The sequence below is a fragment of the Pigmentiphaga litoralis genome (assembly GCF_013408655.1).
GTDB classification, from domain to species: Bacteria; Pseudomonadota; Gammaproteobacteria; order Burkholderiales; family Burkholderiaceae_B; genus Pigmentiphaga; species Pigmentiphaga litoralis_A.
This window is the reverse complement of record NZ_JACCBP010000002.1, coordinates 249,227-273,760: the sequence shown is the minus strand read 5'-3', so window position 1 is coordinate 273,760 and position 24,534 is coordinate 249,227. Positions and strand designations below refer to the sequence as shown.

Annotated in this window: 21 protein-coding genes; 5 read left to right on the top strand and 16 right to left on the bottom strand. The window is 65.7% G+C overall.

Annotated elements, in window-relative coordinates; all coding sequences use genetic code 11:
- Positions 1 to 59: 59 nt before the first annotated feature.
- The gene (locus HD883_RS21555) at positions 60 to 1,031 is read left to right on the top strand and encodes a Bug family tripartite tricarboxylate transporter substrate binding protein (protein ID WP_179589048.1); all 972 of its coding nucleotides are present in this window, start codon (positions 60 to 62) and stop codon (positions 1,029 to 1,031) included.
- A gap of 131 nt (positions 1,032 to 1,162) precedes the next feature.
- Here the strand turns inward: HD883_RS21555 and HD883_RS21550 are convergent, their stop codons facing one another.
- From HD883_RS21550 to purE, 3 genes are read right to left on the bottom strand one after another with little or no spacing between them, the layout of a single operon-like run.
- Complete coding sequence (locus HD883_RS21550; RefSeq protein ID WP_179589047.1) at positions 1,163 to 2,275, bottom strand: L-threonylcarbamoyladenylate synthase; 1,113 nt, start codon at positions 2,273 to 2,275, stop codon at positions 1,163 to 1,165.
- A 46-nt stretch (positions 2,276 to 2,321) separates the two neighbouring features.
- Complete coding sequence (locus tag HD883_RS21545; protein ID WP_179589046.1) at positions 2,322 to 3,518, bottom strand: 5-(carboxyamino)imidazole ribonucleotide synthase; 1,197 nt, start codon at positions 3,516 to 3,518, stop codon at positions 2,322 to 2,324.
- On the bottom strand, positions 3,515 to 4,111 hold the full coding sequence (gene purE, locus HD883_RS21540) for a 5-(carboxyamino)imidazole ribonucleotide mutase (RefSeq protein WP_179589045.1): 597 nt from the start codon (positions 4,109 to 4,111) through the stop codon (positions 3,515 to 3,517). Before purE ends, HD883_RS21545 begins: the two co-directional genes overlap by 4 nt.
- 221 nt (positions 4,112 to 4,332) lie before the next feature.
- Here purE and trxA point away from each other — a divergent pair, with 221 nt between their 5' ends.
- Both trxA and HD883_RS21530 read left to right on the top strand, forming a co-directional pair.
- Positions 4,333 to 5,175, top strand: a complete 843-nt coding sequence (trxA, locus tag HD883_RS21535; protein WP_179589044.1) for a thioredoxin — start codon at positions 4,333 to 4,335, stop codon at positions 5,173 to 5,175.
- Positions 5,176 to 5,298: 123 nt separating this feature from the next.
- Complete coding sequence (locus HD883_RS21530) at positions 5,299 to 6,360, top strand: NAD(P)H-dependent flavin oxidoreductase (RefSeq protein WP_179589043.1); 1,062 nt, start codon at positions 5,299 to 5,301, stop codon at positions 6,358 to 6,360.
- 168 nt (positions 6,361 to 6,528) lie between these two features.
- Here HD883_RS21530 and HD883_RS21525 read toward each other — a convergent pair whose 3' ends face one another.
- The 5 genes from HD883_RS21525 to tkt all read right to left on the bottom strand — a co-directional run bounded on the left by HD883_RS21525 (position 6,529) and on the right by tkt (position 13,127).
- Positions 6,529 to 7,410, bottom strand: coding sequence for a phosphoribosylaminoimidazolesuccinocarboxamide synthase (locus HD883_RS21525; protein WP_179589042.1), 882 nt, complete (start codon positions 7,408 to 7,410; stop codon positions 6,529 to 6,531).
- Positions 7,411 to 7,441: 31 nt separating this feature from the next.
- Positions 7,442 to 8,506, bottom strand: coding sequence for a class II fructose-bisphosphate aldolase (fba, locus tag HD883_RS21520; protein WP_179589041.1), 1,065 nt, complete (start codon positions 8,504 to 8,506; stop codon positions 7,442 to 7,444).
- 309 nt (positions 8,507 to 8,815) lie between these two features.
- The gene (locus HD883_RS21515; protein ID WP_179589040.1) at positions 8,816 to 10,009 is read right to left on the bottom strand and encodes a phosphoglycerate kinase; all 1,194 of its coding nucleotides are present in this window, start codon (positions 10,007 to 10,009) and stop codon (positions 8,816 to 8,818) included.
- A gap of 2 nt (positions 10,010 to 10,011) precedes the next feature.
- On the bottom strand, positions 10,012 to 11,022 hold the full coding sequence (gene gap / locus HD883_RS21510) for a type I glyceraldehyde-3-phosphate dehydrogenase (protein ID WP_179589039.1): 1,011 nt from the start codon (positions 11,020 to 11,022) through the stop codon (positions 10,012 to 10,014).
- Between the two features lie 53 nt (positions 11,023 to 11,075).
- Positions 11,076 to 13,127 (bottom strand): transketolase, encoded by a 2,052-nt coding sequence (gene tkt / locus HD883_RS21505; RefSeq protein WP_257022581.1) that lies wholly within the window; start codon positions 13,125 to 13,127, stop codon positions 11,076 to 11,078.
- Positions 13,128 to 13,252: 125 nt separating this feature from the next.
- On the opposite strand from tkt, the gene HD883_RS21500 reads away from it, so the two are divergent.
- Together HD883_RS21500 and HD883_RS21495 are read left to right on the top strand one after the other, a co-directional pair.
- On the top strand, positions 13,253 to 14,008 hold the full coding sequence (locus tag HD883_RS21500) for a 16S rRNA (uracil(1498)-N(3))-methyltransferase (protein ID WP_179589038.1): 756 nt from the start codon (positions 13,253 to 13,255) through the stop codon (positions 14,006 to 14,008).
- Between the two features lie 108 nt (positions 14,009 to 14,116).
- A complete protein-coding gene (locus HD883_RS21495; RefSeq protein WP_179589037.1) occupies positions 14,117 to 15,919 on the top strand; it encodes an EAL domain-containing protein in 1,803 nt (600 codons plus the stop codon).
- On the opposite strand, the gene hutG is transcribed toward HD883_RS21495, so the two are convergent.
- The 8 genes from hutG to HD883_RS21455 form a co-directional block, all read right to left on the bottom strand.
- Positions 15,916 to 16,731, bottom strand: a complete 816-nt coding sequence (gene hutG, locus HD883_RS21490) for an N-formylglutamate deformylase (RefSeq protein WP_179589036.1) — start codon at positions 16,729 to 16,731, stop codon at positions 15,916 to 15,918. The two genes, HD883_RS21495 and hutG, sit on opposite strands and share 4 nt — an antisense overlap.
- A 2-nt stretch (positions 16,732 to 16,733) precedes the next feature.
- Positions 16,734 to 18,134 (bottom strand): formimidoylglutamate deiminase, encoded by a 1,401-nt coding sequence (locus HD883_RS21485; protein WP_179589035.1) that lies wholly within the window; start codon positions 18,132 to 18,134, stop codon positions 16,734 to 16,736.
- On the bottom strand, positions 18,131 to 19,399 hold the full coding sequence (gene hutI / locus HD883_RS21480) for an imidazolonepropionase (RefSeq protein ID WP_179589034.1): 1,269 nt from the start codon (positions 19,397 to 19,399) through the stop codon (positions 18,131 to 18,133). The genes HD883_RS21485 and hutI overlap by 4 nt, the downstream gene beginning before the upstream one ends.
- A gap of 20 nt (positions 19,400 to 19,419) precedes the next feature.
- A complete protein-coding gene (locus HD883_RS21475; protein WP_179589033.1) occupies positions 19,420 to 20,016 on the bottom strand; it encodes a HutD/Ves family protein in 597 nt (198 codons plus the stop codon).
- Between the two features lie 86 nt (positions 20,017 to 20,102).
- On the bottom strand, positions 20,103 to 21,824 hold the full coding sequence (gene hutU / locus HD883_RS21470; RefSeq protein ID WP_179589032.1) for a urocanate hydratase: 1,722 nt from the start codon (positions 21,822 to 21,824) through the stop codon (positions 20,103 to 20,105).
- Between the two features lie 190 nt (positions 21,825 to 22,014).
- Positions 22,015 to 22,719: an ABC transporter ATP-binding protein gene (locus HD883_RS21465; RefSeq protein ID WP_179589031.1), complete on the bottom strand. Its 705-nt coding sequence runs from the start codon at positions 22,717 to 22,719 to the stop codon at positions 22,015 to 22,017.
- Positions 22,712 to 23,686, bottom strand: coding sequence for an ABC transporter ATP-binding protein (locus tag HD883_RS21460; protein ID WP_257022580.1), 975 nt, complete (start codon positions 23,684 to 23,686; stop codon positions 22,712 to 22,714). The genes HD883_RS21465 and HD883_RS21460 overlap by 8 nt, the downstream gene beginning before the upstream one ends.
- The gene (locus HD883_RS21455) at positions 23,683 to 24,534 is read right to left on the bottom strand and encodes a branched-chain amino acid ABC transporter permease (protein ID WP_257022579.1); all 852 of its coding nucleotides are present in this window, start codon (positions 24,532 to 24,534) and stop codon (positions 23,683 to 23,685) included. Before HD883_RS21455 ends, HD883_RS21460 begins: the two co-directional genes overlap by 4 nt.

The window sequence follows — 24,534 nt, the reverse complement described above, 5'->3', positions numbered from 1 at the left end:
CACAAATCGGATGCTGCGTTTTCCGCCACGCATCTGCACATCACGGAGATACCCCGGTCATGTTCTTCAAACGCGTGCTTACGTCTGCTCTCGCCACACTTGCCGTCCTGGGTGGCGCAGCCACCGCCAACGCGGCAGACGACTGGCCCAGCCGCCCCATCCGTATCGTGGTCCCCTACCCTGCAGGCGGATCGTCCGACATCATCGCGCGCCTGATCAGCCAGCAGCTTGGCGCCGCGCTCAAACAAACCGTCATCGTCGACAACCGTCCGGGCGCCAACGGCAACCTGGGCGCGTCGCAAGTCGCCCAAGCTACCGACCAGCATACCTTCCTGCTGTGCGACGTGGGTGCGCTGGCCATCAGCCCGTCGGTCTATAAAACGCTGACCTTCGATCCGTCGAAAGACCTGCGCGGCGTGTCGATGCTGGCCTACTCGCCACACATCCTGGCCGTGAACCCGTCGGTGCCCGCCAACACGCTATCGGAACTGGTCGCCCTGGCCGGCAAGCAGCCGATCAGCTTTGCCGTGACCGCCATCGGCAGCGCGCCGCACCTGGCTGGCGTCGCCGTGGAACAGGCCACCAAGGCCAAGTGGCTGTACGTGCCCTACAAGGGCGGTTCGCAAGCCGTGACCGACACCATGGGCGGCCAGACGCAGGTCATCATGAACGGCATGCTCGCGACCCTGCCTTATGTTAAGTCGGGCAAGCTGAAGGCGATCGCCATTTCCAAGCGCGAACGCATGGCAGCCGTGCCAGACATTCCAACCCTGGCCGAACAAGGCATGACCGGCTTCGAGTCGGGCACCTGGCAAGGCGTGATGGCTCCTGTCGGCACGCCCGACGCCGCCGTCACCCGCCTGTCGGCCGAACTGGCCCGCGTGATCGCGTCGCCGGAAATCAAGGCCAAGCTGCTGGAACAAGGTGCCGAAGTGGTCGTGCAGAACCCGAAGGAGCTGGACACCTTCTTCAACGGCGAACGCAAGCGCTGGGCGACCGTGGTCGAAAAGGGCAACATCAAGCTGGATTGATGACCTGCTGGATTGATCACTTGCTGGATTGATGTCCTGCTCATGTCATTGGCCTGCACGGCCGATGGCAGGAACGACAAAGCCGCCGAAAGGCGGCTTTTTTCATTGGGACCCGGAAGTGGGATGTGGATTCAACCTTCGCCTGACCCCACCACGGCCCGGCCGAGACGGTCATTCACCGCCGCCCAGGCATCCGTATCGGGCAGCGCGTCCACCAGCAGAATGTCGCAGCCCTGCGTGTCCAGGAAACGCAGCATGGCGTACAGGTCTTGCGCGTAAGCCACCGGGTCCAGCGGCGCGCCGACCCACATGACATCCGCCGCAGGCTTGACGGTGGACCACACCCCGACGCGACGTCCCGACGCCACCAGCATGCGGGTCCGCAGGTCCAGCGCGCCGGCCGGCACCCGTTCCAGCGGCGTGCGCGGCGCGTAGTGGGCGGCCAGCGCGCCCGAGACGCGGGGTATCTCACGCGCGGTTTGCAGGTCGGTTTGCGTGCCGGCTTGCGTGCCGACTTGGGTGTCGGCGTGGGCTTGAGCGTCGACTTGAGCGTGGCCTTGTGCTTGTAAACGGGCTTCCAGCTCGGCGCGCGTCAGCACCGGCTTGCCCAGCGCGTCGGCCAGCGTGGCGATCGAGATGTGCCCGGGGCGCAGCAGCACCGGCGTGTCGCCCGTGACGTCAACAATGGTCGATTCAATGCCGACTTCGCACGGTCCGCCGTCCAGCACCAGGCTCAGTTCCGGGCCGAACTCGTCGGCCACGTGCTGGGCGGTGGTGGGGCTGACCCGGCCAAAGCGGTTGGCTGACGGCGCCGCCACGCCGCCGCCGAATGCCGACAGCAGTGCCTGCGCAACGGGGTGGGACGGGCAGCGCACGCCCACCGTGTCTTGGCCGCCCGTCACCGCGTCGGGCACGCCGGCCGCACGCGGCAGGATCAGCGTCAGCGGGCCGGGCCAGAAGGCGTCGATCAGGGTGCGGGCGTCGGGGCCGATCGAGGCCGCCCAGGCGGACAAGTCGTTTCCCGGCGCCACGTGCACGATGACCGGATGATCATTCGGCCGGCCTTTGGCGGCAAAAATGCGCGCAACCGCCTCGGGATCGGTTGCATCAGCGCCAAGCCCATAGACCGTTTCCGTCGGAAAGGCCACGAGCTGGCCCGCACGCAGCAGTGCCACGGCGCGGTCCAGGACTTCGGGCGACGCGGGCGCAATACGCGGCAGGGGCGGCGTCGAAGAAGATGTCATGACCCTAAGTCCAACACGCGGATCGGCGCGCGCAGCATGACCAGTTTCACGGAAAGGCAATGCCCAATACGCCAGCCACCCGCGCGGCCGCGGCTGCGGCTTCGTCGGTGCTGCTGCCCAGGCAAGTGATGTGGCCCATCTTGCGGGCACGGCGGGCGTCGGCCTTGCCGTACAGGTGCAGTTTTGCAGTCGGCACGGCCAGGACCTTGGCCCAGGCGGGTTCGGTGGCCACATCGGCCGTAGCGTCCGGTGCCGCCTCATCGGCACCCTTGAACCACACATCCCCCAGCACATTCAACATCACCGACGGCGCCAACACGTCGGTCGACCCCAGCGGCAATCCCGCCATGGCGCGCACTTGCTGCTCGAACTGGCTCGCCACGCACGCGTCGATCGAGAAATGCCCGCTGTTATGCGGCCGGGGCGCCATTTCGTTCACGACCAGGCGGTCGCCTTCCAGCACGAAAAATTCTACGCACAGCACGCCGTGGTAATCCAGACCGGCTGCGATCGTGCGGGCAGCTTCGGTCGCGCGCGCCACCAGAGCGGGTGACACATTGGGCGACGGCACGGTCGACACGGCCAGGATGCCGTCGCGATGTTCATTCTCGGACGCCGGGTAGCTGACAGACTGGCCGTCGAACCCGCGCGCCACCACGATGGAGATTTCGTACTTCAACGCCAGCATGGCTTCGAGCACGCAGGGGACGTTGCCGAAGGATGCGAATGCTGCCTTGGCTTCGTCCGCCGTCTTGACCCGCGCCTGGCCCTTGCCGTCATAGCCCAGCCGGGCGCTTTTGAGGATGGCGGGGTACAGCGACGCCGACGCGGTGTCCAGGTCGGCAGCAGTCTGGATCTCGGCATAGGGCGCGACCGGCACGCCCTGCGACGAAATGAAGGCCTTTTCGGCCATGCGGTCCTGCGCAATGCCAACGGCCTTGGCATCGGGGGCCACCGGGCGCGTCGCGGCCAGGAATTCCAGGCTGGCGGCCGGCACGTTTTCGAATTCGGTGGTTACGGCGGCGCACAGGTCGGCCAGTTCGGCCAAGGCGTCGCGGTCGTCATAATCCGCCACGATGTGCAGGTCAGCCACCGATCCGGCCGGGCTTTCCGTTGCCGGATCAAGCACGGCGACGCGGTAGCCCATGGCCTGCGCGGCATGACAGAACATGCGGCCCAGCTGGCCACCGCCCAGCATGCCCAGCCACTGGCCCGGCAGAATCGCGCTACGCGGCGGGTTCATGGCTGCGTTCCTTTTGCGGCGCCGGCGTCGGTGCCAGTGCCAGTGCCCGTGCCAGTACCACTCACCAGCCCGGTGATCGGCAGCGCCATGGCGCGGGCGGCTTCGGTCTGGCGGGCGCGGAAGGCATCCAGGCGGGCGCGCAAATCGCTGTCGGTCGTGGCCAGGTTGGCGATCACATGCAGCGCCGCGTTGGCGGCGCCGGCTTCACCAATGGCAAACGTGGCCACCGGCACGCCCTTGGGCATCTGCACGATCGACAGCAAGGAGTCTTCACCCCGCAGGTAGCGCGACGGCACCGGCACGCCGAACACGGGTACCGATGTCAGTGCCGCCACCATGCCCGGCAGGTGGGCCGCGCCCCCCGCACCGGCAATGATCGCGCGCATGCCGCGCCGGGGCGCCTGGGCGCCATACTCGACCATGTCGAGCGGCATGCGGTGGGCGGACACGACGCGCGCCTCGAACGGGATCCCGAATTCCGTCAGGATGGTCACGGCATGCTGCATCACCTCCCAATCGCTGGACGAACCCATCACGATACCGACGGTGACAGGCGCAAGGGATGAAGGAGAAGTGGGAGCGTGACTGGACATAAGCTGGGAATCCTGGGGACGGACCCCGAGGGTGAACGGAAGCGGCCTGGGCATTGGCCCAAACACCGCACCGGTTTTTCAGCCGCCAAAAGCTGCCGCGAAAACCGGTATATCGAACCGACGATTTTACCGCGCTCTATCGCTTTCCCCGTTGCCTCTGCCACAACACGCCCCACATAGAGGAAAATTCGCCTAAACGAACGCTTCATAGGATGCTTGCCATGGATGTCACACTCGCCAATTTCGAACGTGAAGTCATACACGCGTCGCGGGAGGTCCTTGTCCTGGTGGACTTCTGGGCGCCGTGGTGTGGGCCCTGCCGCACATTGACCCCCACGCTGGAAAAGCTCGAGCGCGACTACGCCGGCCGCTTCAAGCTGGTCAAGGTCAACGTGGACGAAAACCCCGAGCTGGCCGCCCATTTCCAGGCCCGCAGCATTCCGCTGGTCGTCGCCATCGTCAACGAACGCCCGGTCGACAAGTTCACCGGCGCGCAGCCCGAAGGCCAGATCCGCGCCTTCATCGACCGCTTCCTGCCGCTGCCGCATGAAGAAGAACACCAGCAGGCGCTGGCCGCCGCCCAGGCCGGCGACATGGAAACGGCGGAAAAGCACCTGCGCGCGGCGCTGGTGCTGGACGCCACCTACGACGAAGCCCGCTTCGATTATGTCGAGGTGCTGATCGCCACCGGCCGCCCGGAAGACGCCAAGGCGCAATTCGCGCTGCTGACGCCCAAGGCCAAGGCCGATCCGCGCTACGAGCCGATGGAAACCGCGCTGAACGCCGTCGATCAGGCGCAGGACCTGCCGGACGAAGATGAGATCATCAAGCGGATCGAGGCCAATCCCAATGATCTGCAGGCCCGCCTGGAACTGGCCAACAAGCGCATTGCCCGCCGCGCCTGGGGCCCGGCCATGGATGAACTGCTGGAAATCGTGGCCCGCGACCGGACCTTCCAGGAAGAAATCGGCCGCAAGACGTTGATCGCGGTCTTCGGCATGGCATCGGCCCAGCCAGAACTGGTTTCACAATACCGCCGCAAGCTGTCCACCTTGCTGTTCTAGACTGCGTGCCTCTGGCGTAAAAAGGCGGCCAGTCGCGGCTCTTGCTGAGGCCGCCCTAGCCGCCGCCTGACCCGCCGCCCTCGCCCCACGTCCCGCCTTCCCCGCCGCTGCAAGGAGCTTTCCGTGTCCGCTTCCCGTCCTTTCCTGGCCCGCCTGGGCCTGTCCCTTCCCATCATCCAGGCGCCCATGGCCGGGGTGTCGACACCGCAGCTTGCCGCCGCCGTGTCCAATGCGGGCGGGCTGGGCTCGCTGGGCATCGGCGCCAGCACGGTAGACCAGGCCCGCGAGGCCATCCAGGCCACCCGCGCGCTGACCAAACGCCCGTTCAACGTCAACGTGTTCTGCCACGCGCCCGCGCAGCGCGACACCGAACGCGAAGCGGCCTGGCTGTCGCACCTGGCCCCGCTGTTCGCCGAGGCCGGCATTCCAGCGCCCGCTCAGCTGAACGAAATCTACCCAAGCTTTCTGGGCGACGACGCCGCGTTCGACATGCTGGTGTCCACCCGCCCGGCCGTGGTCAGCTTCCACTTCGGCCTGCCATCGGCTGACCAGATCCAGGCGCTGCGCAAGGCCGGCATCGTGACCATGGCCACCGCCACCAACCTGGATGAGGCCTGGCAGGTCGAACAGGCCGGCATCGACGCCATCGTGGCGCAGGGCATCGAAGCGGGCGGCCATCGCGGCATGTTTGATCCGTCGGCGGTGGACGAAGCCTTGCCCACCTGGGTGCTAGTGCGCCTGATCTTGCGCGAAACGCGTCTGCCCGTGGTTGCCGCTGGCGGCATCATGGATGGCCGAGGCATCAAGGCCGCGCTGGACCTGGGCGCGGCGGCAGCGCAACTGGGTACCGCCTTCGTGCTGTGCCCGGAATCGGCAGCCAATGCCGCCTACCGCGCCAACCTGAGCGGCGACCGCGCCTATTCCACGCGCCTGACTTCGGTGCTGTCGGGCCGTCCGGCGCGGGGCATGGTCAACCGCTACATCGAATTCGGTGAAGCCGCCGGCAGCCCGCCCCCGGCCGACTACCCGCTGGCCTACGACGCGGCCAAGCAGATCAACGGCGCCGCCGGCAAGCAGGACAACCACGAATTTGCAGCGCAGTGGGCCGGCCAAGGCGCCCCGCTGGCCCGCGAGATGACCGCCACGGACCTGATGAAGACGCTGGCGGATGAAATGAAGGGCTGACCACGCACTTCAGCCTCGCCCACCCCAAAAAAAAACGCCGGTTCCCATTCGAACCGGCGTTTTTACATCCTGCGGACTTACTGTTTGCTGACCGTCGCAGGCGGGTCCTTGCAGACCCGAGCCTTCACAGGCTCACTACCCACGCGATCAGCCGTTTTATTCGTCGTTTCAAGCTACCAACCTCGCACGGGCTTCCTTGTACTTGTCCGATGTCTTTTGCAGCACATCGGCCGGCAGGCGCGGGGCCGGGGCGGTCTTGCCCCAGTCCTGCGTCTCGAGCCAGTCACGCACGAACTGCTTGTCGAACGACGGCGGGCTCATGCCCGGCGCGTACGAATCGGCAGGCCAGAAACGCGACGAGTCCGGGGTCAGCACTTCGTCCATCAGGTGCAGCTGGTTGTTTTCGTCCAGGCCGAATTCGAACTTGGTGTCGGCGATGATGATGCCGCGCTGGGCGGCGTAGTCGGCCGCGACCTGGTAGATCCGCAAGGACACTTCACGGATCTGCTCGGCCAGTTGCGGGCCCACTTCGCGCACCACGTGCTCGAAATCTACGTTTTCATCGTGCGCACCCAGTTCGGCCTTGGCCGCCGGCGTAAAGATCGGCGACGGCAGCTTGTCGGCTTGCTGCAGGCCAGCCGGCAGCGTGATGCCGCAGACCGAACCCGTTGCCTGGTAATCATTCCATCCCGAACCGATCAGGTAGCCCCGCACCACGGCTTCCACCAGCACCGGCTTGAGCCGCTTCACCACCACGGCGCGGCCCGTGACCTGTTCGCGTTCCAGTTCCGTCACCACCGTTTCGGGCGCAATGCCGGTCAGGTGGTTGGGGATGATGGTCCCGAGGCGATCGAACCAGAAGTCCGTGAGCGAATTGAGCACTTCGCCCTTGCCCGGGATCGGGTCATCCAGGATCACATCGAACGCGGACAGGCGGTCGGTCGTCACGATCAGCAACTTGTCGTCGCCGACCGCGTACATGTCGCGCACTTTGCCGCGCGCGAGCAACGGCAGGGATTGAATGGTGGACTGATAAAGCGGTGCGGACATGGATCTGCCTGAAGTTCGGAATGGATGCCGCTTACGCGACGACTTGCTGGAGTTTACCCGTTGCGTACATGGTTGCGATTTCCGACAGCGGCACGGCCTTGATCTTGCTGGCGTTGCCGGCGGTGCCGAATTCCTGGTAGCGCTGCAGGCAGATCTTTTTCGCGGCTTCGCGGGCAGGCTTCAGGTATTCGCGCGGGTCGAACTTTTCGGGGTTCTCGGCAAAGAACTTCCGGATCGCGGCGGTCATGGCCAGACGGATGTCGGTGTCGATGTTGATCTTGCGCACGCCGTGCTTGATGGCTTCCTGGATCTCTTCGACCGGCACGCCATACGTTTCCTTCATGTTGCCGCCGAATTCGCGAATGATCGCGAGCTGGTCCTGCGGAACACTGGAGCTGCCGTGCATGACCAGGTGGGTGCTGGGCAGGCGGCGATGGATTTCCTTGATGCGGTCGATCGCCAGGATGTCGCCCGTGGGCTTGCGCGAGAACTTGTACGCGCCGTGGCTGGTGCCGATGGCGATGGCCAGCGCGTCGATCTGGGTGCGCTTGGCAAAGTCGGCGGCTTGTTCCGGGTCGGTCAGCAGCTGTTCGCGGGTCAGGGTGCCTTCGAAGCCGTGGCCGTCTTCCTTGTCGCCCATCATGGTTTCGAGCGAACCCAGCGAACCCAGTTCGCCTTCGACGGTAATGCCGCGGGCGTGCGCCATTTCCACGACGCGACGGGTCACGTCGAGGTTGTATTCGTAGTCGGCAATGGTCTTGCCGTCTTCTTGCAGCGAGCCGTCCATCATCACGCTGGAAAAGCCCATGTTGATGGCGCCTTCACACACCTTCGGCGACTGGCCGTGGTCCTGGTGCATCACCACCGGAATGTGCGGGTAGGTGTCGACTGCCGCGGCGATCAGGGCCTTCAGGAAGCCTTCGCCAGCGTACTTGCGGGCGCCTGCCGAGGCTTGCATGATGACCGGGCTGTCGGTCTCGTTTGCCGCTTCCATGATGGCCTGGACCTGTTCCAGGTTGTTCACGTTGAAGGCGGGGATGCCGTAACCGTTTTCTGCTGCGTGATCGAGCAGTTGACGCATGGAAACTAGGGCCATTTTTGAAACTCCTGGAGATTGATGCCTGAGCAAATCGGAAACACGAAATCGGTGATCCGGCCAGGCGCTTGGGCCTGACCGCAAAGCATTCTGTCAGCGGTATTCGACCGGCGGGTGAACCACTCGCCCGAACTAAATACGCGACAACCCGCGCCGGAGCCAGGGTTTTTGCGTTCGGTAGCGATTTACAAAAGAAGGGCTCCGAGGCGGCCTACCACTTTACGCCGCCTCGAAGCCCCGGGTACTACGTCAAACGCCGCAGTCCAGACGATGTCTGGCGCATACGGATCATCGGTCGGAAGCCACCGCTCAGGCGGCGCGTTCCTGCAGGATCGCCACGGCCGGGAGCGTCTTGCCTTCCAGGAATTCCAGGAAAGCGCCACCCCCGGTCGAGATATATCCCACCTGGTCCGCAATGCCGTACTTGGCAATCGCGGCCAGCGTGTCGCCGCCACCGGCGATCGAAAATGCCGGCGACGCGGCGATGGCCTGGGCCAGCGTTTTGGTGCCGTTTTCGAACGCGTCGAACTCGAACACGCCCACCGGGCCGTTCCAGACGATGGTCCCGGCGGCCTTGAGCGAATCCGCCAGGAAGGCGGCCGTTTGCGGGCCGATGTCCAGGATCATGTCGTCGTCGGCCACGTCGGCCGCCGCCTTGGTCTCGGCAGGCGCGTCGGCGGCAAACTTCTTGGCGCAGACGACGTCGGTCGGGATCGGCACGGCAGCGCCACGCGATTGCATCAGATCGATGATCGCGCGGGCTTCTTCCACCAGGTCCGGCTCGGCCAGCGACTTGCCGATCGGCAGGCCCTTGGCCAGCATGAACGTGTTGGCGATGCCGCCGCCCACGATCAGCGCGTCGACCTTGTCGGCCAGCGCGCGCAGGATCGTCAGCTTGGACGAGACCTTGGAACCGGCCACGATGGCGACCAGCGGACGCTTGGGCGCCAGCAGGGCGCGGCCCAGCGCGTCCAGTTCGGCTTCGAGCAGCGGACCGGCGCACGCTACGGCCGCGTACTTTGCGATGCCGTGGGTGGTGGCTTCGGCACGGTGCGCGGTGCCGAAGGCATCGTTCACGTACACGTCGCACAGCGCAGCCAGCTTTTTGGACAGCGCTTCGTCGTTCTTCTTTTCACCCTTGTTGACGCGGCAGTTCTCGAGCAGAACCACTTCGCCCGGGGCCACGTCCACGCCGTCGACCCAGTCGGTCGCCAGGCGGACCGGCTTGCCCAGCAGTTCGGACAGGCGCTGGCCCACGACACCCAGCGAATCGGCCGGGGTCAGCGTGCCTTCGGTCGGACGACCGAGGTGGGACGTCACCATGACGGCGGCGCCCGCGTCCAGCGCCAGGCGGATGCCGGGCACCGACGCGCGGATGCGCGTGTCTTCCGTGATCTGGCCCTGGTCGCCAAGAGGCACGTTCAGGTCGGCGCGGATGAATACGCGCTTGCCCTTCAGCTTGCCTTCCGACGCCAGACCCGACAGCGTGAGGACCTTGCTCATGATTACTTCGCCGACGTCAGGGCGATGGTGGTGTCCAGCATGCGGTTGCTGAAGCCCCACTCGTTGTCGTACCACGACGACACCTTGACCAGATTGCCGATGACCTTGGTCAGCGTCGCATCAAAGCTGCTCGAGGCCGGGTTGTGGTTGAAGTCGACCGACACCAGGGGTGCGGTGTTGTAGTCCAGGATGCCCTTCAGTTCGCCTTCGGCGGCTTCCTTCATGATGGCGTTGACTTCTTCAACGGTCGTGTCGCGCGAGGCAACGAACGACAGGTCGACCAGCGACACGTTGATGGTCGGGACGCGGATCGCAAAGCCATCCAGCTTGCCATTCAGTTCCGGCATCACCAGGCCCACGGCGGCAGCGGCGCCGGTCTTGGTCGGGATCATGCTGTGCGTGGCCGAACGGGCGCGGCGCAGGTCTTCGTGATAGACGTCGGTCAGGACCTGGTCGTTGGTGTACGAGTGGATCGTGGTCATCAGGCCCGACACGAGGCCCAGCTTGGCGTGCAGCGGCTGCACCAGCGGAGCCAGGCAGTTGGTCGTGCACGATGCGTTCGAGATGACGGTGTCGGTCGACTTCAGGACGTTGTGGTTCACGCCGTAGACGATCGTTGCGTCCACATCCTTGCCGCCCGGGGCCGAGATGATGACCTTCTTGGCGCCGCCCTTGATGTGCGCGCTGGCCTTTTCCTTCGTGGTGAAGAAGCCCGTGCACTCCATGACGACGTCGACGTTCAGCTCGCCCCACGGCAGTTCGGCCGGGTTGCGGTTGGCCAGAACGCGGATCTTGTCGCCGTTCACGACCATGTAGTCGCCGTCGACGGTGACCGTACCCGGGAACTTGCCATGGGCCGTGTCGTACTGCGTCAGGTGGGCGTTGGTCTTGGGATCGCCCAGGTCGTTGATCGCAACGATTTCGATGTCATGCTTCTTGCCGCCTTCGTAATGGGCACGAAGGACGTTGCGGCCGATGCGGCCGTAGCCATTGATCGCGACACGGATGGTCATGGTGTGTTTCCTCGAGGTGGTGATATGAATATTCGGGTACTAGTCGTCAACTCTCAACCAATCACTTTCTTGACCGCAGCCGCGACATGTTCCGCGGTGAAGCCGAAATGCTTGAACAGGACACCTGCCGGGGCGGACTCGCCAAAGGTGTCGATGCCGACCACGTCGCCTTCCAGGCCCACGTACTTGCGCCAGAAATCGGTCACGCCGGCTTCGACTGCAACGCGCGGCAGACCCTTGGGCAAGACCTTCTCGCGCCAGTCGGCGTCCTGCCGGTCGAACACATCGGTGCTCGGCATCGACACGACGCGCACCAGCACGCCTTCGGCCGCCAGCGCTTCTTGCGCGGCGAGCGCCAGGCCCACTTCGGAACCCGTGGCAATGATCACCGCGGCCGCGCCCAGCGCGTCACGCAGCACATAGCCGCCGCGCGCCACGGCCGCGATGGTGTCCTGGTCACGTTCAACGAAAGGCAGGTTCTGGCGCGACAGCAGCAGCGCCGTCGGGCCGCCGGCACGCACCTGCATGCCGATGCTGGAGGGACGTTCGACCGCCGCGCCCCAGGCCACCGCCGTTTCGGTCGTGTCGCACGGACGCCATACCGACAGGTTCGGGATCAGGCGCAGGCTGGCGGCGTGTTCCACGGATTGATGGGTCGGGCCGTCTTCGCCCAGGCCGATCGAATCGTGCGTGAACACGAACACCACGCGTTGTTTCATCAACGCCGCCATCCGCAGCGCATTGCGCGAATAGTCGGCAAAGGTCAGGAAGGTGCCGCCGAACGGCAGGTAGCCGCCGTGCAGCGCGATCCCGTTCATGATGGCGCTCATGCCGAATTCGCGCACGCCGTAGTTGATGTGGCGGCCGAACTGGATGCCCTGCTCGCCAGGCCGTACCGCGGCCACGCCCTTCCAGTCCGTGAAGTTCGATCCGGTCAGGTCGGCCGATCCGCCCAGCATTTCAGGCAGCACGTCGACCAGCGCCGCGATCATCTGCTGGGACGCCTTGCGGCTGGCCAGCGTTTCCTGCTTGTCGGCCGTCTGCGCCACGATGCGCGCCAGCGTGTCCGAAAAATCGGCAGGCAGGTCACCCTTCATGCGGCGTTCGAACTCGGCGGCCAGGTCGGGGAACTGCGTGCGGTACTCGGCAAAGCACTTGTTCCAGGTCGACTCGGCGGACTGGCCGGCTTCCTTCGCGTCCCAGGCGGCGTACACGTCGGCCGGGATCTCGAACGGCGCATGCTGCCAGTCGATGGCGGCGCGCGTGGCCGAGATTTCCTTGTCGCCCAGCGGCGCGCCGTGCACGTTGTGCGTGCCGGCCATCGTGGGCGCGCCCTTGCCGATCACCGTCTTGCAGACGATCAGGGTGGGCTTGCCGCCCGCTGCCGTGGCCTGCGCCTTGGCGCTGCCGATAGCGGCGTCGACCGCGTCCACATCGTGGCCGTCGACGTCGCGGATCACGTTCCAGCCATAGGCTTCGAAACGTTTGGCGGTGTCGTCGCCGAACCAGGGTTCGATGTGACCGTCGATCGAAATGCCGTTCGCGTCGTACAGCACGACCAGCTTGGACAGCTTGAGCGTGCCCGCCAGCGAGGCGACTTCGTGCGACACGCCTTCCATCAGGCAGCCGTCACCCACGAATGCATAGGTGAAGTGGTCGACGATGGGCAGGCCCGGGCGGTTGAATTCGGTGGCCAGCAGCGCTTCGGCCAGCGCCATGCCGACGGCGTTCGAGACGCCCTGGCCCAGCGGACCGGTGGTGGTTTCTACCCCGGGGGTAATACCCACTTCGGGATGGCCAGGCGTGCGGGAATGCATTTGCCGGAAGTTGCGCAGCTCGGACATCGGCAGGTCGTAGCCGGTCAGGTGCAGCAAGGCGTAAATGAGCATCGAGCCATGCCCGTTCGACAGCACGAAGCGGTCGCGATCGGCCCACGCCGGATTGGCGGGGTTGTGGCGCAGGTGCCGGTTCCACAGCGCCTGGGCGATCTCGGCCATGCCCATGGGCGCGCCGGGGTGGCCCGAATTGGCCTGTTGAACGGCATCCATCGCCAGCGCGCGAATCGCGTTGGCCATCGATGAATGAGGGGCAGCTTGCTTGCTCATAAAGGCGCTCTATCCGGCGGGAAACCCCGCAGCTACAAAGCTTTAGAGTTTAACATTCGTGTCAGCTTCGCACCGATCGCGCCTTGCGGACCGTTACTGATCTGTTACATCGACCCCCGCCCAGCATGTCTCTCCCACGTTTTTTCGTTGATCTTCCTCTTGCCCCGAACACCCGCGTCCCGCTTCCCGCCGACATCGCGCACCACGCTTTCCGGGTGCTGCGGCTGCGCGACGGCGAAGACGTCATCCTGTTCAATGGACAGGGTGGACAGGTCCCGGCGCGGCTGGAAGCCGAAGGCAAGGGCGGCTGGGCGGCGCTGGGTGACCACGACCCGCGCGAAGCCGAACTGCCCGGCCGCATTACCCTGGTCCAGGGCATCGCTTCCGGCGACAAGATGGACTGGGTGATCGAAAAGGCGGTTGAAGTCGGCGCCCATGCCATCCAGCCCATCGCGGCGACCCGGTCGGTGCTGCGCCTGTCGGGCGACCGGCTCGACAAACGCCTGGTGCACTGGCGCCGCATCACGGTGGCGGCCTGCGAGCAATCCGGCCGCAACCGGGTGCCGCAGGTCTTCGCGCCGCTGACGGCCGAGCAGTACTTTCTGTCGGGTTCCGGCGATCTTTCATCCGCCCCGCTGCGCCTGATCTGCGACCCCGACGCCAAGGACCGCCTCACGATACTCGCGACCCAGCGCCCCGGCGACCTGGCAAATGGCGTAGAACTCCTGATTGGTCCGGAAGGAGGATGGTCACCCGAAGAAATGGCCCTGGCCGCCCGCCACGGCGTGCAGCCCGTGCGTTTCGGCGACCGCGTGCTGCGGACCGAAACCGCCGGGATCGCCCTGGTGTCGGCGTTGAGCGCCACGCTGGGCTGGATCTGACGCGCTGACTGTGCCGCGGGCGCCACACCGCCCGCCCGTCACGCGCCGTTCACATTGCGGGCGGATACTGCCGCACCTTCCACTCCTGCGTCCCGCCGCCGTGCACCCATGACTGCTCTTCGAGCGACCCCTGCCGGGAACTGGCAGTCGGCGGCGGATATTCCCTGGACGCTGGCCCGCGTGCTGGCCGAAGGCGCCCTGCATCCGGTGTTCCAGCCCATCGTGCGGCTGGCCGACGGCGCCGTCACCGCCCATGAATGCCTGATGCGCGGGCCGGCCGGCACGCCGCTGCAGATGCCCGACGCCATGTTCGCGGCGGCGCGCACCGAAGGCCTGCTGATCGAACTGGAAATCGCCTGTGTGCGGGCCGGCATCCTGGCCTGGTCGCGGCAGGCCATGAAGGGCAAGCTGTTCGTGAACATCAGCGGCGCGGCGCTGGTGGAAGCGCTGACCCGCCATGACGTGACCGACCTGCTGCGGGTGCTGCGCGGCATCCGGGTGTCGCCCGAATCGCTGGTGTTCGAGCTGACCGAGCATGATCGGGTGGCCGACATGCCCGCCCTGCTGGCCGCGGTGGCGCGCCTGCGGGCTTGCGGGGTGCAGATCGCGCTGGATGATTTTGGCGATGGCTGTTCCAGCCTGCGGCTGTGGACCGAGGTCAAACCCAATATCGTCAAGATCGACAAGTTCTTTGCGCGCGACATTGGCGACCATGGCGAAAAGGTGCAGATGCTGGATGCCCTGCTGCGCCTGGCGGCCAGCCTGGGTACTTCGGTGATCGTCGAAGGCATCGAGACCGACGTCGAACTGCGCGTGATCCGCGACCTGGGCGTGGCCTACGGCCAGGGCTATTTCTTTGGACGGCCGGCGCCGCTGGTGGTGCGCGCGATCGACGCCGACGCCCGCCGCGAACTGGACAGCACCGAGATCGCGGTGCTGCCCGAAGTGGGCCGCGCGGTGCATTCGGACTTTCGGGTCGAACGCATGCTGATGCGCGCGCCGGCGGTGTCGCCCGACACGTCGCACCAGACGGTGGCGGTCATGTTCCAGGCGGACGAGTCCCTGCATTCGATCGCGATCGTGGAAGACGGCGCACCGGTCGGCATGCTCAATCGCGAGCGGTTCTTCGATCAGTACGCCAAGCCCTATTTCAAGGAACTGTACGGCCGCAAGCCGTGCACGCTGTTCGCGCACATGTCGCCGCTCACGCTGGACCGATACACGGGCATCGAAACGCTGACGCAGGTGCTGACGTCCGAAGACCAACGCTACCTGACCGAAGGTTTCATCATCACCGAAGGCGGGAAGTACCTGGGCGTGAGCACCGGCGAACAACTGGTGCGCGCCGTGACCGAAATCCGCATTGAAGCGGCGCGCCACGCCAACCCGCTGACCTTCCTGCCCGGGAACATTCCGATCAGCCAGCACATTGCGCGATTGCTTGCGAGTGGCAACGACTTTGTCGCCTGCTATGGCGACCTGAATCACTTCAAGCCCTTCAACGATTACTACGGCTACTGGCAGGGCGATGAAATGATCCGGCTCGTGGCCAGCGTATTCGTGGCGCACTGCGACGCGCGCCGCGACTTTGTCGGCCACGTGGGTGGGGATGACTTCGTGGTGGTGTTCCAGAGCCAGGACTGGGCCACGCGCTGCGCCGACATCATCGACGATTTCAATGCCAAGGCACGTTCGTTATTCGATGCCGAGGCGCTGAAGCGCGGCGGCATCGAAGCCGAAGACCGCGACGGCATGATGCGCTTCTTTGGCTTTACCACGCTGTCGATCGGCGCGGTGCGGGTGCGGGGCGGGCAGTACACGCAGCCCGAACAGGTTGCGTCCGCCGCGGCCTTGGCCAAACACAAGGCCAAGCTGGAAACGCGGGGGCTCTATCTGGAAGAAGCGGCTTAACGCTTTTCGACGTACGCCAGCACTGTTTCCAGCATGCGGCGCAGCGTGGGCTGCACCTTGCTGGCGACGTCCGGCAGGTAGTCAAACGGCAAGGCTTCCTGCATATAGCTCGATTGCGTCATTTCCAGCTGGATGGCCTGCACGCCGTCCGCGGGCTGGCCGTATTGGCGCGTGATGTAGCCGCCGGTAAAGCGGCCATTCAGGATCGCCGTCAGCCCCGGGGCCTGCTGCGCGATGCCATACACCGACTCGGCCAGTTCGGCATCGCAGCTCGATCCCTTGCCAGTGCCCAGGTTCAGGTCGGGCAGCTTGCCTTCAAAAAAGCGCGGCAACACCGACCGGATCGAATGGCAATCCCACAAGGCCACCGTGCCGTGCTCGGCCTTCAGACGGGCCAGTTCGTCGGCCAGCTTGGCGTGATACGGATACCAGATGGCGTCGCGGCGCGCGGCCACTTCGGCATCGTCGGGCGTATCGGTGGGGTCAAGGTAGATGCCGCGATCGTCGAAGTTGTCGACCGGGCACAGGCCCGTCACGCTCTGGCCCGGGTACAGGCTGGCGCCATCGGGCGGACGGTTCAGGTCGATCACATAGCGCGAATGGGTCGCGGCCAGCACCGAGGCGCCAATGGCGTCGGCAAAGTCATACAGCCGTTCCAGATGCCAGTCGGTATCGGGCACCTGACGGGATTCTTCGGTCAGGCGCGCGGCCAGGTCCGGCGGCACAAAGGTGCCGACGTGCGGCATCGACAGCAGGAGCGGGCGGGTGCCCTGGCGGAAACGGAAAGCGGGTTCAGTGGTGGTGAACGTCATGATCATTGGTCCTGAAGAAGCTGGGCGCGCGCGGCAACAAACGCCTGCGCCGCCCTGTCGTGCAAGGCATGCCGGCCGGCGGTCACGCGCGCCTGGCCGGCCCGCCAGACGTCGGCAATGGCCGAGGTGCGATGGCTGGCAAACACATGGGCCGACAGCATATCCTCTGGCGCGAGGCCCTGCAGCGCAAGGTGCGTACTGTCGAGGACGACAAAGTCCGCCTGCTGCCCCATCGCCAGCCCGGCAATGGCGCGGCCCGATGCCTGCGCGCCGCCCTGCACCGCACCCAGGGTCAGGGCAGTGGCGACATGGCGGTGGGCCGCTTCGGCGCCCACATTGCGTTGACGGGTGGACAGCCGCTGGCCGTATTCCAGCAGCATCAATTCTTCGGCAGCGTTGACGCAGGCATGGCTGTCGGACCCCACGCCCCAGATGCCGCCGTGGTCGCGCCACCTTGGGAAATCAAACATGCCATCGCCCAGATTGGCTTCGGTGGTCGGGCACAGGCCAGCCACCGCGCCGCTGCGCGCGCCACGATCGTATTCGTCAGGGTCCATGTGCGTGGCATGCACCAGACACCAGCGGGCATCGACAGGCATGTGGTCCAGCAGCCAGGCCACCGGGCGCTGGCCGCTCCAGGCCACGCAGTCGTCCACTTCCTGCGTCTGTTCGGCAATGTGAATGTGTAGCGGCGACGTCGGGTCGATGCGGTTCAGGCCGGCGACGGCGTCGCGCAGGCTGTCGGGCGGCACGGCGCGCAGCGAATGCGGCGCAAGGCCCAGCTGCGCGCCCTGGTCATCGCAGCGCGGCTTCAGTCCTTCCAGCAGCGCGAGCATGGATTCCGTGGACCGGATGAAGCGGCGCTGGCCTTCGGCCGGCGGCTTGGCCCCAAAGCCGCTGGTCTGGTACAGCACCGGCAGCAACGTCAAACCGATGCCGGTATTTTTTGCGGCACGCAACAGGGCCACGCTCAGTTCGGCATCGTCGGCATAGGGCTTGCCGTCGGCATCGTGGTGCACGTACTGGAATTCGCAGACGGATGTGTAGCCCGCTTCCAGCATCTCGGCATACAGCCAGGTCGCGATGGCTTCCATCTGTTCCGGCCCCAGGCGCGAGGCAAAGCGGTACATCAAGGTGCGCCAGCTCCAGAAACTGTCCTGCGCCTGGCCGCGATGTTCGGTCAGGCCCGCGAACGCGCGCTGGAACGCGTGCGAGTGAAGATTCGGCATGCCGGGGATGACGGGGCCTGCTGCGCGCGCGACATTGGCGGGCGCCAGCGTGTCCGCATCGACATGCGTCAACACGCCCTGTTCGTTCCAGGTCAGCACGACGTTTTTTGCCCAGCCCGAGGGCAACAAGGCATCAGCGGCAAACAGCTGGCGGTGGGGGACGATGACGGTCATAGGGTGCTCGATGAGGAGGTCGCGCCAGGGGTTGACGCCGGGCCGGGCACCGCGATCCGCCCCTGGCGCACCACGGTCCGCACCGGACGTTGCCCGAACCAGTAGGCCAGTTCAGCCGGGTCGCGCAGGTTCCACAGCACGAAGTTGGCGGGGGCGCCGACGCGCAGTTCGCCATGCGTGTCCTGCAGACCCAGCGCTTGCGCGGCGTGGCGGGTCACGCCGGCCAGCGCTTCGGGCACCGTCAGCCGGAACAGCGTGCAGGCCATGTTGACCATCAGCAGCAGGCTCAACGCAGGCGACGTGCCGGGGTTGTGATCGGTCGCCACGGCCATCGGCACACCGGCTTCACGCAAGGCGGCGATGGGCGGCAGATGCGTGTCACGCAAGGTGTAGTAGGCGCCGGGCAGCAAGACGGCAACGGTGCCCGAGGCCTTCATCGCGTCGATGCCGGCCTGCGACAGATGCTCGATGTGGTCACACGACAGCGCGCCATATTTTGCAGCCAGCGCGGTGCCGCCCATGTCCGACAGTTGTTCGGCATGCAGTTTGACCGGCAGGCCCAGGGCCTGCGCGGCCTTGAAGACCTGCTCGGTCTCTTCCAGCGAAAAGGCGATACGTTCGCAGAACACGTCGACCGCATCGACCAGCCCTTCGGCGGCCAGGGCGGGCAGCATGTCGTTGCAGACCGCATCGACATAGTCGCCGCTGCGGCCGGCGTATTCCGGGGGCAAGGCGTGCGCGCCCAGAAAGGTGGTGCGCACCGTCACATGGTGCGCGTCCGCCAGCCGGCGCGCCACGCGCAGTTGCTTGCGTTCGTGTTCCAGCGACAGGCCGTAGCCCGATTTGACTTCGATAGCGCAGACGCCTTCGGCCAGCAGCGATTGCAGGCGCTGCGACGCGCTGGCAAAGAGCTCGTCTTCCGACGCTTCGCGGGTTGCCTTCACCGACGACACGATGCCGCCGCCCGCCTTGGCGATGTCTTCGTAGCTGGCGCCGGCCAGCCGCATCGCAAATTCATTGGCACGCTGGCCGCCGTAGACCAGGTGCGTGTGGCAATCGACCAGGCCCGGCGTGACCAGCGCGCCCTGGCCGTTGTGGCGGGGCAGGTTTGCGTAGTCGCCGGGCAGGTCGGCGTGCGGACCCATCCACGCGATCATGCCGTGCTGGACGACGATGACAGCGTCTGATGTGTCCGTGCCGTCCGCTACGCGCAGATCAGTCCAGACGCCGTCGGCGGACGGGGTGATGGTTGCATCCTTGGTCATGCTCACGTCCTCTTGCTGTTCTACCGCTGCAGTGCCTGTCGCGGTTCAATGCGCACCGCGATCAATGCGGCGTCATCGCCACTCGGCGTCAGGCGCGCGCCAAACGGCGTATCGGCCCACCATACGCCCTCCCCCGCTTTCAGGGGGCGCGACGCGTCGTCGCTGTCTGCCGTCCATTCACCGGCAACCGCCAGCAGCAGGCCATGCGGCGCGGGCGGCATCGCATGCGCCGCACGCAGCACACGGCATTGCGCGGCCAGCCGGTCCGCGCGCACCATCACATTGAAGTCGGTGGACGTACCGCCCAGCAGATCGCAGTCCAGCGCCGTGCTGCCATCGAAATCGAAAGGCGACAACGGCGTGTCCAGCTTGTGGTCGATCCCGGCCTGCGCCGACCGCAGCCGCACGCCGCAGCCTTCCAGCAACATGATGGTGCGGGCAACGCCCGGAAAGGCCGAGAACGGGCCGGGCCGGTCAATGGTCGCGATACTGACGCGCCAGTCGAACGCGTCCATGCCCGCGCCCGGCGGCTGGCATACGATCTCGCGCGTGGCGCCGCCGCCGTTCTTCCACGGCATCGACAGCAGGTGTTCGATGGCAAAACGCTGTACGGTCATGACGCGATCGCCTGTTGCACTGTGTGCATGGTCGCCGCCGCGCAGGTCCAGGCGGTCGCCGCCGCGCAATTCTCCGTCGCCGCCATTCACTTGATCATCGGCAGGTTCAGCTTCTGCTTCTTGGCCGTGTCGATGGCATCCTGGTAGCCGGCATCGGCATGGCGCATCACGCCCGAACCGCTGTCGTTGACCAGCACCCGCGCCAGGCGCTCGGCGGCTTCATCGGACCCGTCGGCCACGATCACCATGCCCGAGTGCTGCGAGTAGCCCATGCCCACGCCGCCGCCATGGTGCAGGCTGACCCACGTTGCGCCGCCCGCGGTGTTGAGCAGGGCGTTGAGCAGCGGCCAGTCCGACACGGCATCGGTGCCGTCCTTCATGGATTCGGTTTCGCGGTTCGGGCTGGCGACTGACCCGGTGTCCAGGTGGTCGCGGCCGATCACGATCGGCGCCTTCAATTCGCCGTTCTTGACCATCTCATTGAAGGCCAGGCCGGCAAGGTGCCGTTCGCCCAGGCCCAGCCAGCAAATGCGCGCGGGCAGGCCCTGGAAGGCAATGCGTTCACGCGCCATGTCCAGCCAGCGATGCGTGTGCTTGTTGTCGGGGAACAGTTCCTTGATCTTGGCATCGGTCTTGTAGATGTCTTCCGGATCGCCCGACAGCGCCACCCAGCGAAACGGGCCCTTGCCTTCGCAGAACATGGGGCGAATGTAGGCCGGCACGAAGCCCGGGAAATCAAAGGCATTGGTCACGCCTTCGTCGAACGCGACCTGGCGGATATTGTTGCCATAGTCAACGGTCGGCACACCCAGCGCCTGGAAGTCCAGCATGGCCTGCACGTGCGCGGCGCACGATTGCGCGGCCGCCTTGGTCAGGCGCAGATGCTGCGACGGGTCTTGCTGCGCGGCCTTCCATTCGGCCACCGACCAGCCTGCCGGCAGATAGCCGTTGATCAGGTCATGGGCAGACGTCTGGTCCGTCACGATGTCGGGCACGATCTGGCCAGCCTTGGCGCGCTTGACCAGTTCGGGCAGCACTTCGGCGGCGTTGCCGAGCAAGGCGATGGACACGGCTTCTTTCGCGGCGGTGTGCTGCTTGATCAAAGCGATCGCATCGTCGATGTCCTTGGCCTGCTTGTCGACATAGCGGGTGCGCAGGCGGAAGTCGATGCTGCTCTGCTGGCATTCGATGTTCAGCGATACCGCGCCGGCCAGCGTGGCGGCCAGTGGCTGCGCACCGCCCATGCCGCCCAGGCCCGCCGTCAGGATCCAGCGGCCGGCCAGGTCGTTGTTGAAGTGCTGGCGGCCCGCTTCCACAAAGGTTTCGAACGTGCCCTGGACGATGCCCTGGCTGCCGATGTAGATCCAGCTGCCGGCCGTCATCTGGCCGTACATGAACAGACCCTTGCGGTCCAGTTCATTGAAGTGTTCCCAGTTCGCCCACTTGGGCACCAGGTTCGAATTGGCGATCAGCACGCGTGGCGCGTTGGGGTGCGTCTTGAACACGCCCACCGGCTTGCCCGACTGGATCAGCAGCGACTCGTCATCTTCCAGGTCGCGCAGCGACGCCAGGATCTGGTCAAAGCATGCCCAGTCGCGCGCCGCGCGGCCAATGCCGCCGTACACCACCAGGCTCTGCGGATTCTCGGCCACTTCGGGGTCGAGGTTGTTCTGGATCATGCGGTAGGCGGCTTCGGTCAGCCAGCTCTTGCACGTCAATTCGGTGCCGCGCGGCGCGCGGATGACTCGCGTCGGGTCCACACGCGGGTTCTGCAGAACGGAAGTTTCGGTCGAAGTCGTGGAGTTCATGAGGTGCTCCTGGAACGGGTACGAATAAGGAAGTGGCCGGGCGCACCATCTGTCGGCGACGGCGCCGCCCGGTGTAAAGCAGTCTTCAAATCAATGGGATCGACGCTGTGCTGTCGATCAATGCAGTCGATGCCCTGCAGTCGATGCCCTGCAGTCGATGCCCTGCAGTGGATGCCATGCAGCCCCGGGGTCAATGCAATCCCAGATACGCAGCCGACAGGCTTTCGTCCTGCCTTGCATCCGCGGCGCTGCCCTGCCACACCGCGCGGCCGGATTCCAGCACACAGACATCGTCCGCCACCGACAGCACACGTTCGGTGTTCTGCTCCACCAGCAGCACGGTCATGCCGTCGCTGCGCAGGTGTTCAAGCGCGCTGTAGCACAGGTCGATCACCTTGGGCATCAGCCCCAGCGACAGTTCGTCAATCATGATCAGGCGCGGACGCGCCATCAACGCGCGGCCAATCGCCAGCATCTGCTGTTCGCCGCCCGACAGATTGCCGGCCAGCGACTTGATGCGTTCACCCAGTCGCGGAAACATCGTCAGTACACGGTCACGATCCTGCGCATAGCCTTTGACCGGATGGATCATGCCACCCACGCGCAGGTTGTCTTCGACCGACAGGTCCTTGAACAGACGGCGGCCTTCAGGCGAGATCGCAATGCCGCGGCGTACGCGTTCAGTCGCAGGCAAGGCGCTCACGTCTTCGCCATCGAACAGGATACTGCCGCCCTGCTGCGTGACATGGCCGGCAATACACATCAGGGTCGACGACTTGCCCGCGCCGTTGGGGCCGATCAGCCCGGTAATGGTGCCGGGCTTGAGTGTCAGGGTCAGGTCGTGCAGCGCGTGAAAGACGCCGTAGCCGCACGACAGGTTGCGAAGTTCAAGCATGAGGGGCTCCTGGCACGGTGGCCGTCGTTGCCGGCGCGGATGGGCCTGGTTGGCCCGGTTGGCTTGGTTGGCTCGGTTGACCCGATGCCGCAGCCTGACCACCCTGCTGCCCGTCGGCCATCGTGTCGCCCCCCAGGTAGGCCGTACGCACCGCCGGATCGTTCATGACGGCGCGCGGATCGCCTTCGGCAATGCGGCGGCCGTTGTCCAGCACCACCAGGCGTTTGCAGATGCGCATGACTTCGCCCAGGTTGTGTTCGATCAGCACGATGGTCACGCCTTGCGCATTGATGTCGGCAATGGTGTCGGCCAGCGAGTGCGCTTCTTTCGTGTTGAGACCGGCCAGCGGTTCGTCCAGCAACAGCAGGCGTGGCGACTGCGCCAATGCGCGCGCCATTTCCAACCGCTTCAACACGCCCAGTGGCTGGATGGCGGGGCTTTCATCCGCATGACGCGCGATGCCCACCCGCTCCAGCATGACCATTGCCTGCTCGCGTTCCATGACGTCCGAGCGGTTCAACAATGCACGCAAGGGCGACACCGTCTTGCCTGCGCCCGCCGCCAGCGCGACGTTATCGATCACGGAAATATTGCGCAGCGGCTTGACCAGTTGCTGCGACAGCGCGAGGCCAAGGCGCACGCGGCGGTCGATGGACAATCCCGACAGGCTGGACCCTTCCAGCGACACGTCGCCTTCGGTCGGCCGCACCACACCCGTAATCGACCGCAGCATGGTCGTCTTGCCCGCGCCGTTCGGACCGATCAGGCCAAGCAGTTCGCCAGCAAATACGTCGAACGACACGCTGTCGATGGCGGTCAGCCCGCCGAAGCGCACCGTGACGTTGGACACACGCAGCAGCGGCTGGCCCGCGCCCGCGGGGCGTGCGGTCCCGGTCGCCATACCGTTCGCCGCCGCGTTGGTCGAAGCCGCGTTCGTTGCCGCCGCGTTGGTTGCAGTCGCGTTCATGACGGCTCCTTCTTCATCGCGTTGCGCATTCTGCGGACCAGCGCCGCCATCCCGCCGGGCGAAAACCGCATCATCAGGAACAGCAGGCCGCCATACACCAGCAGCTTGTAGTCGCCAATGAACTGGAACCACTCCGGCAGGATAGACAGCAGCGCCGCGGCCACGGTCACGCCCGCCACCGACCCGATGCCGCCCACCACCACCATCGACAGCACGGTGATCGACTCCACAAAACCGAAGCTGTCCGGGCCAATGAAATGCAGATGCTGCGAGTACAGCGCGCCTGCCATGCCGGCCAGCGCCGTGCCGATCGCAAACGCGGCCAGCTTGTAGCGCGGCACGTCGATCCCCAGCACCCGCATGGTGTCTTCGTCTTCGGCAATGCCGTTGAAGACCCGGCCCATCCACGACGCCCGCACATACACGCTCAGCGCCGCAACGGCCACGCACAGGCCCAGCACCAGCAGCATGAAACCGGTGCGCGACAGGCCCGATTCCGGAAAGCCCGACAGGCCCATCTCGCCGCCCAGCCAGCCCTGCTTGCGCACGATGCCGACAAACAGAAAGCCGACACCCATGGTGGTGATGGCCAGGAAGTCGGCCCGCACCCGCAGGCTGGCAAAGCCCACGACCACACCCACCAGACCCGCCAGCAGCATGGACGCCGGCAGGGTCACCAGGAACGGGACGCCGGCTTGCGTCAACAGCACCGACACATAGGCGCCCACACCCAGGAAGGCAGCGTGGCCCAGGCTGATCTGGCCGCAAAAGCCGGTGATCATGTTCAAGGACAAGGCAAACAGCACCGCAATGCCCATGCTGGTCAGAAGCGAAATTTCATATTCCAT

Coding starts and splice junctions, on each gene's coding strand:
- HD883_RS21555 (WP_179589048.1), top strand. CDS start 60: ATGTTCTTCAAACGCGTGCTTACGTCTGCTCTCGCCACACTTGCCGTC.
- HD883_RS21500 (WP_179589038.1), top strand. CDS start 13,253: ATGTCTCTCCCACGTTTTTTCGTTGATCTTCCTCTTGCCCCGAACACC.
- HD883_RS21475 (WP_179589033.1), bottom strand. CDS start 20,016: ATGACCGTACAGCGTTTTGCCATCGAACACCTGCTGTCGATGCCGTGG.
- HD883_RS21515 (WP_179589040.1), bottom strand. CDS start 10,009: ATGAGCAAGGTCCTCACGCTGTCGGGTCTGGCGTCGGAAGGCAAGCTG.
- fba (WP_179589041.1), bottom strand. CDS start 8,506: ATGGCCCTAGTTTCCATGCGTCAACTGCTCGATCACGCAGCAGAAAAC.
- hutI (WP_179589034.1), bottom strand. CDS start 19,399: ATGACCAAGGATGCAACCATCACCCCGTCCGCCGACGGCGTCTGGACT.
- gap (WP_179589039.1), bottom strand. CDS start 11,022: ATGACCATCCGTGTCGCGATCAATGGCTACGGCCGCATCGGCCGCAAC.
- HD883_RS21465 (WP_179589031.1), bottom strand. CDS start 22,719: ATGCTTGAACTTCGCAACCTGTCGTGCGGCTACGGCGTCTTTCACGCG.
- HD883_RS21460 (WP_257022580.1), bottom strand. CDS start 23,686: ATGAACGCGACTGCAACCAACGCGGCGGCAACGAACGCGGCTTCGACC.
- HD883_RS21525 (WP_179589042.1), bottom strand. CDS start 7,410: ATGTCCGCACCGCTTTATCAGTCCACCATTCAATCCCTGCCGTTGCTC.
- hutU (WP_179589032.1), bottom strand. CDS start 21,824: ATGAACTCCACGACTTCGACCGAAACTTCCGTTCTGCAGAACCCGCGT.
- HD883_RS21545 (WP_179589046.1), bottom strand. CDS start 3,518: ATGAACCCGCCGCGTAGCGCGATTCTGCCGGGCCAGTGGCTGGGCATG.
- HD883_RS21485 (WP_179589035.1), bottom strand. CDS start 18,134: ATGACCGTCATCGTCCCCCACCGCCAGCTGTTTGCCGCTGATGCCTTG.
- hutG (WP_179589036.1), bottom strand. CDS start 16,731: ATGACGTTCACCACCACTGAACCCGCTTTCCGTTTCCGCCAGGGCACC.
- HD883_RS21550 (WP_179589047.1), bottom strand. CDS start 2,275: ATGACATCTTCTTCGACGCCGCCCCTGCCGCGTATTGCGCCCGCGTCG.
- trxA (WP_179589044.1), top strand. CDS start 4,333: ATGGATGTCACACTCGCCAATTTCGAACGTGAAGTCATACACGCGTCG.
- tkt (WP_257022581.1), bottom strand. CDS start 13,127: ATGAGCAAGCAAGCTGCCCCTCATTCATCGATGGCCAACGCGATTCGC.
- purE (WP_179589045.1), bottom strand. CDS start 4,111: ATGTCCAGTCACGCTCCCACTTCTCCTTCATCCCTTGCGCCTGTCACC.
- HD883_RS21455 (WP_257022579.1), bottom strand. CDS start 24,534: ATGGAATATGAAATTTCGCTTCTGACCAGCATGGGCATTGCGGTGCTG.
- HD883_RS21495 (WP_179589037.1), top strand. CDS start 14,117: ATGACTGCTCTTCGAGCGACCCCTGCCGGGAACTGGCAGTCGGCGGCG.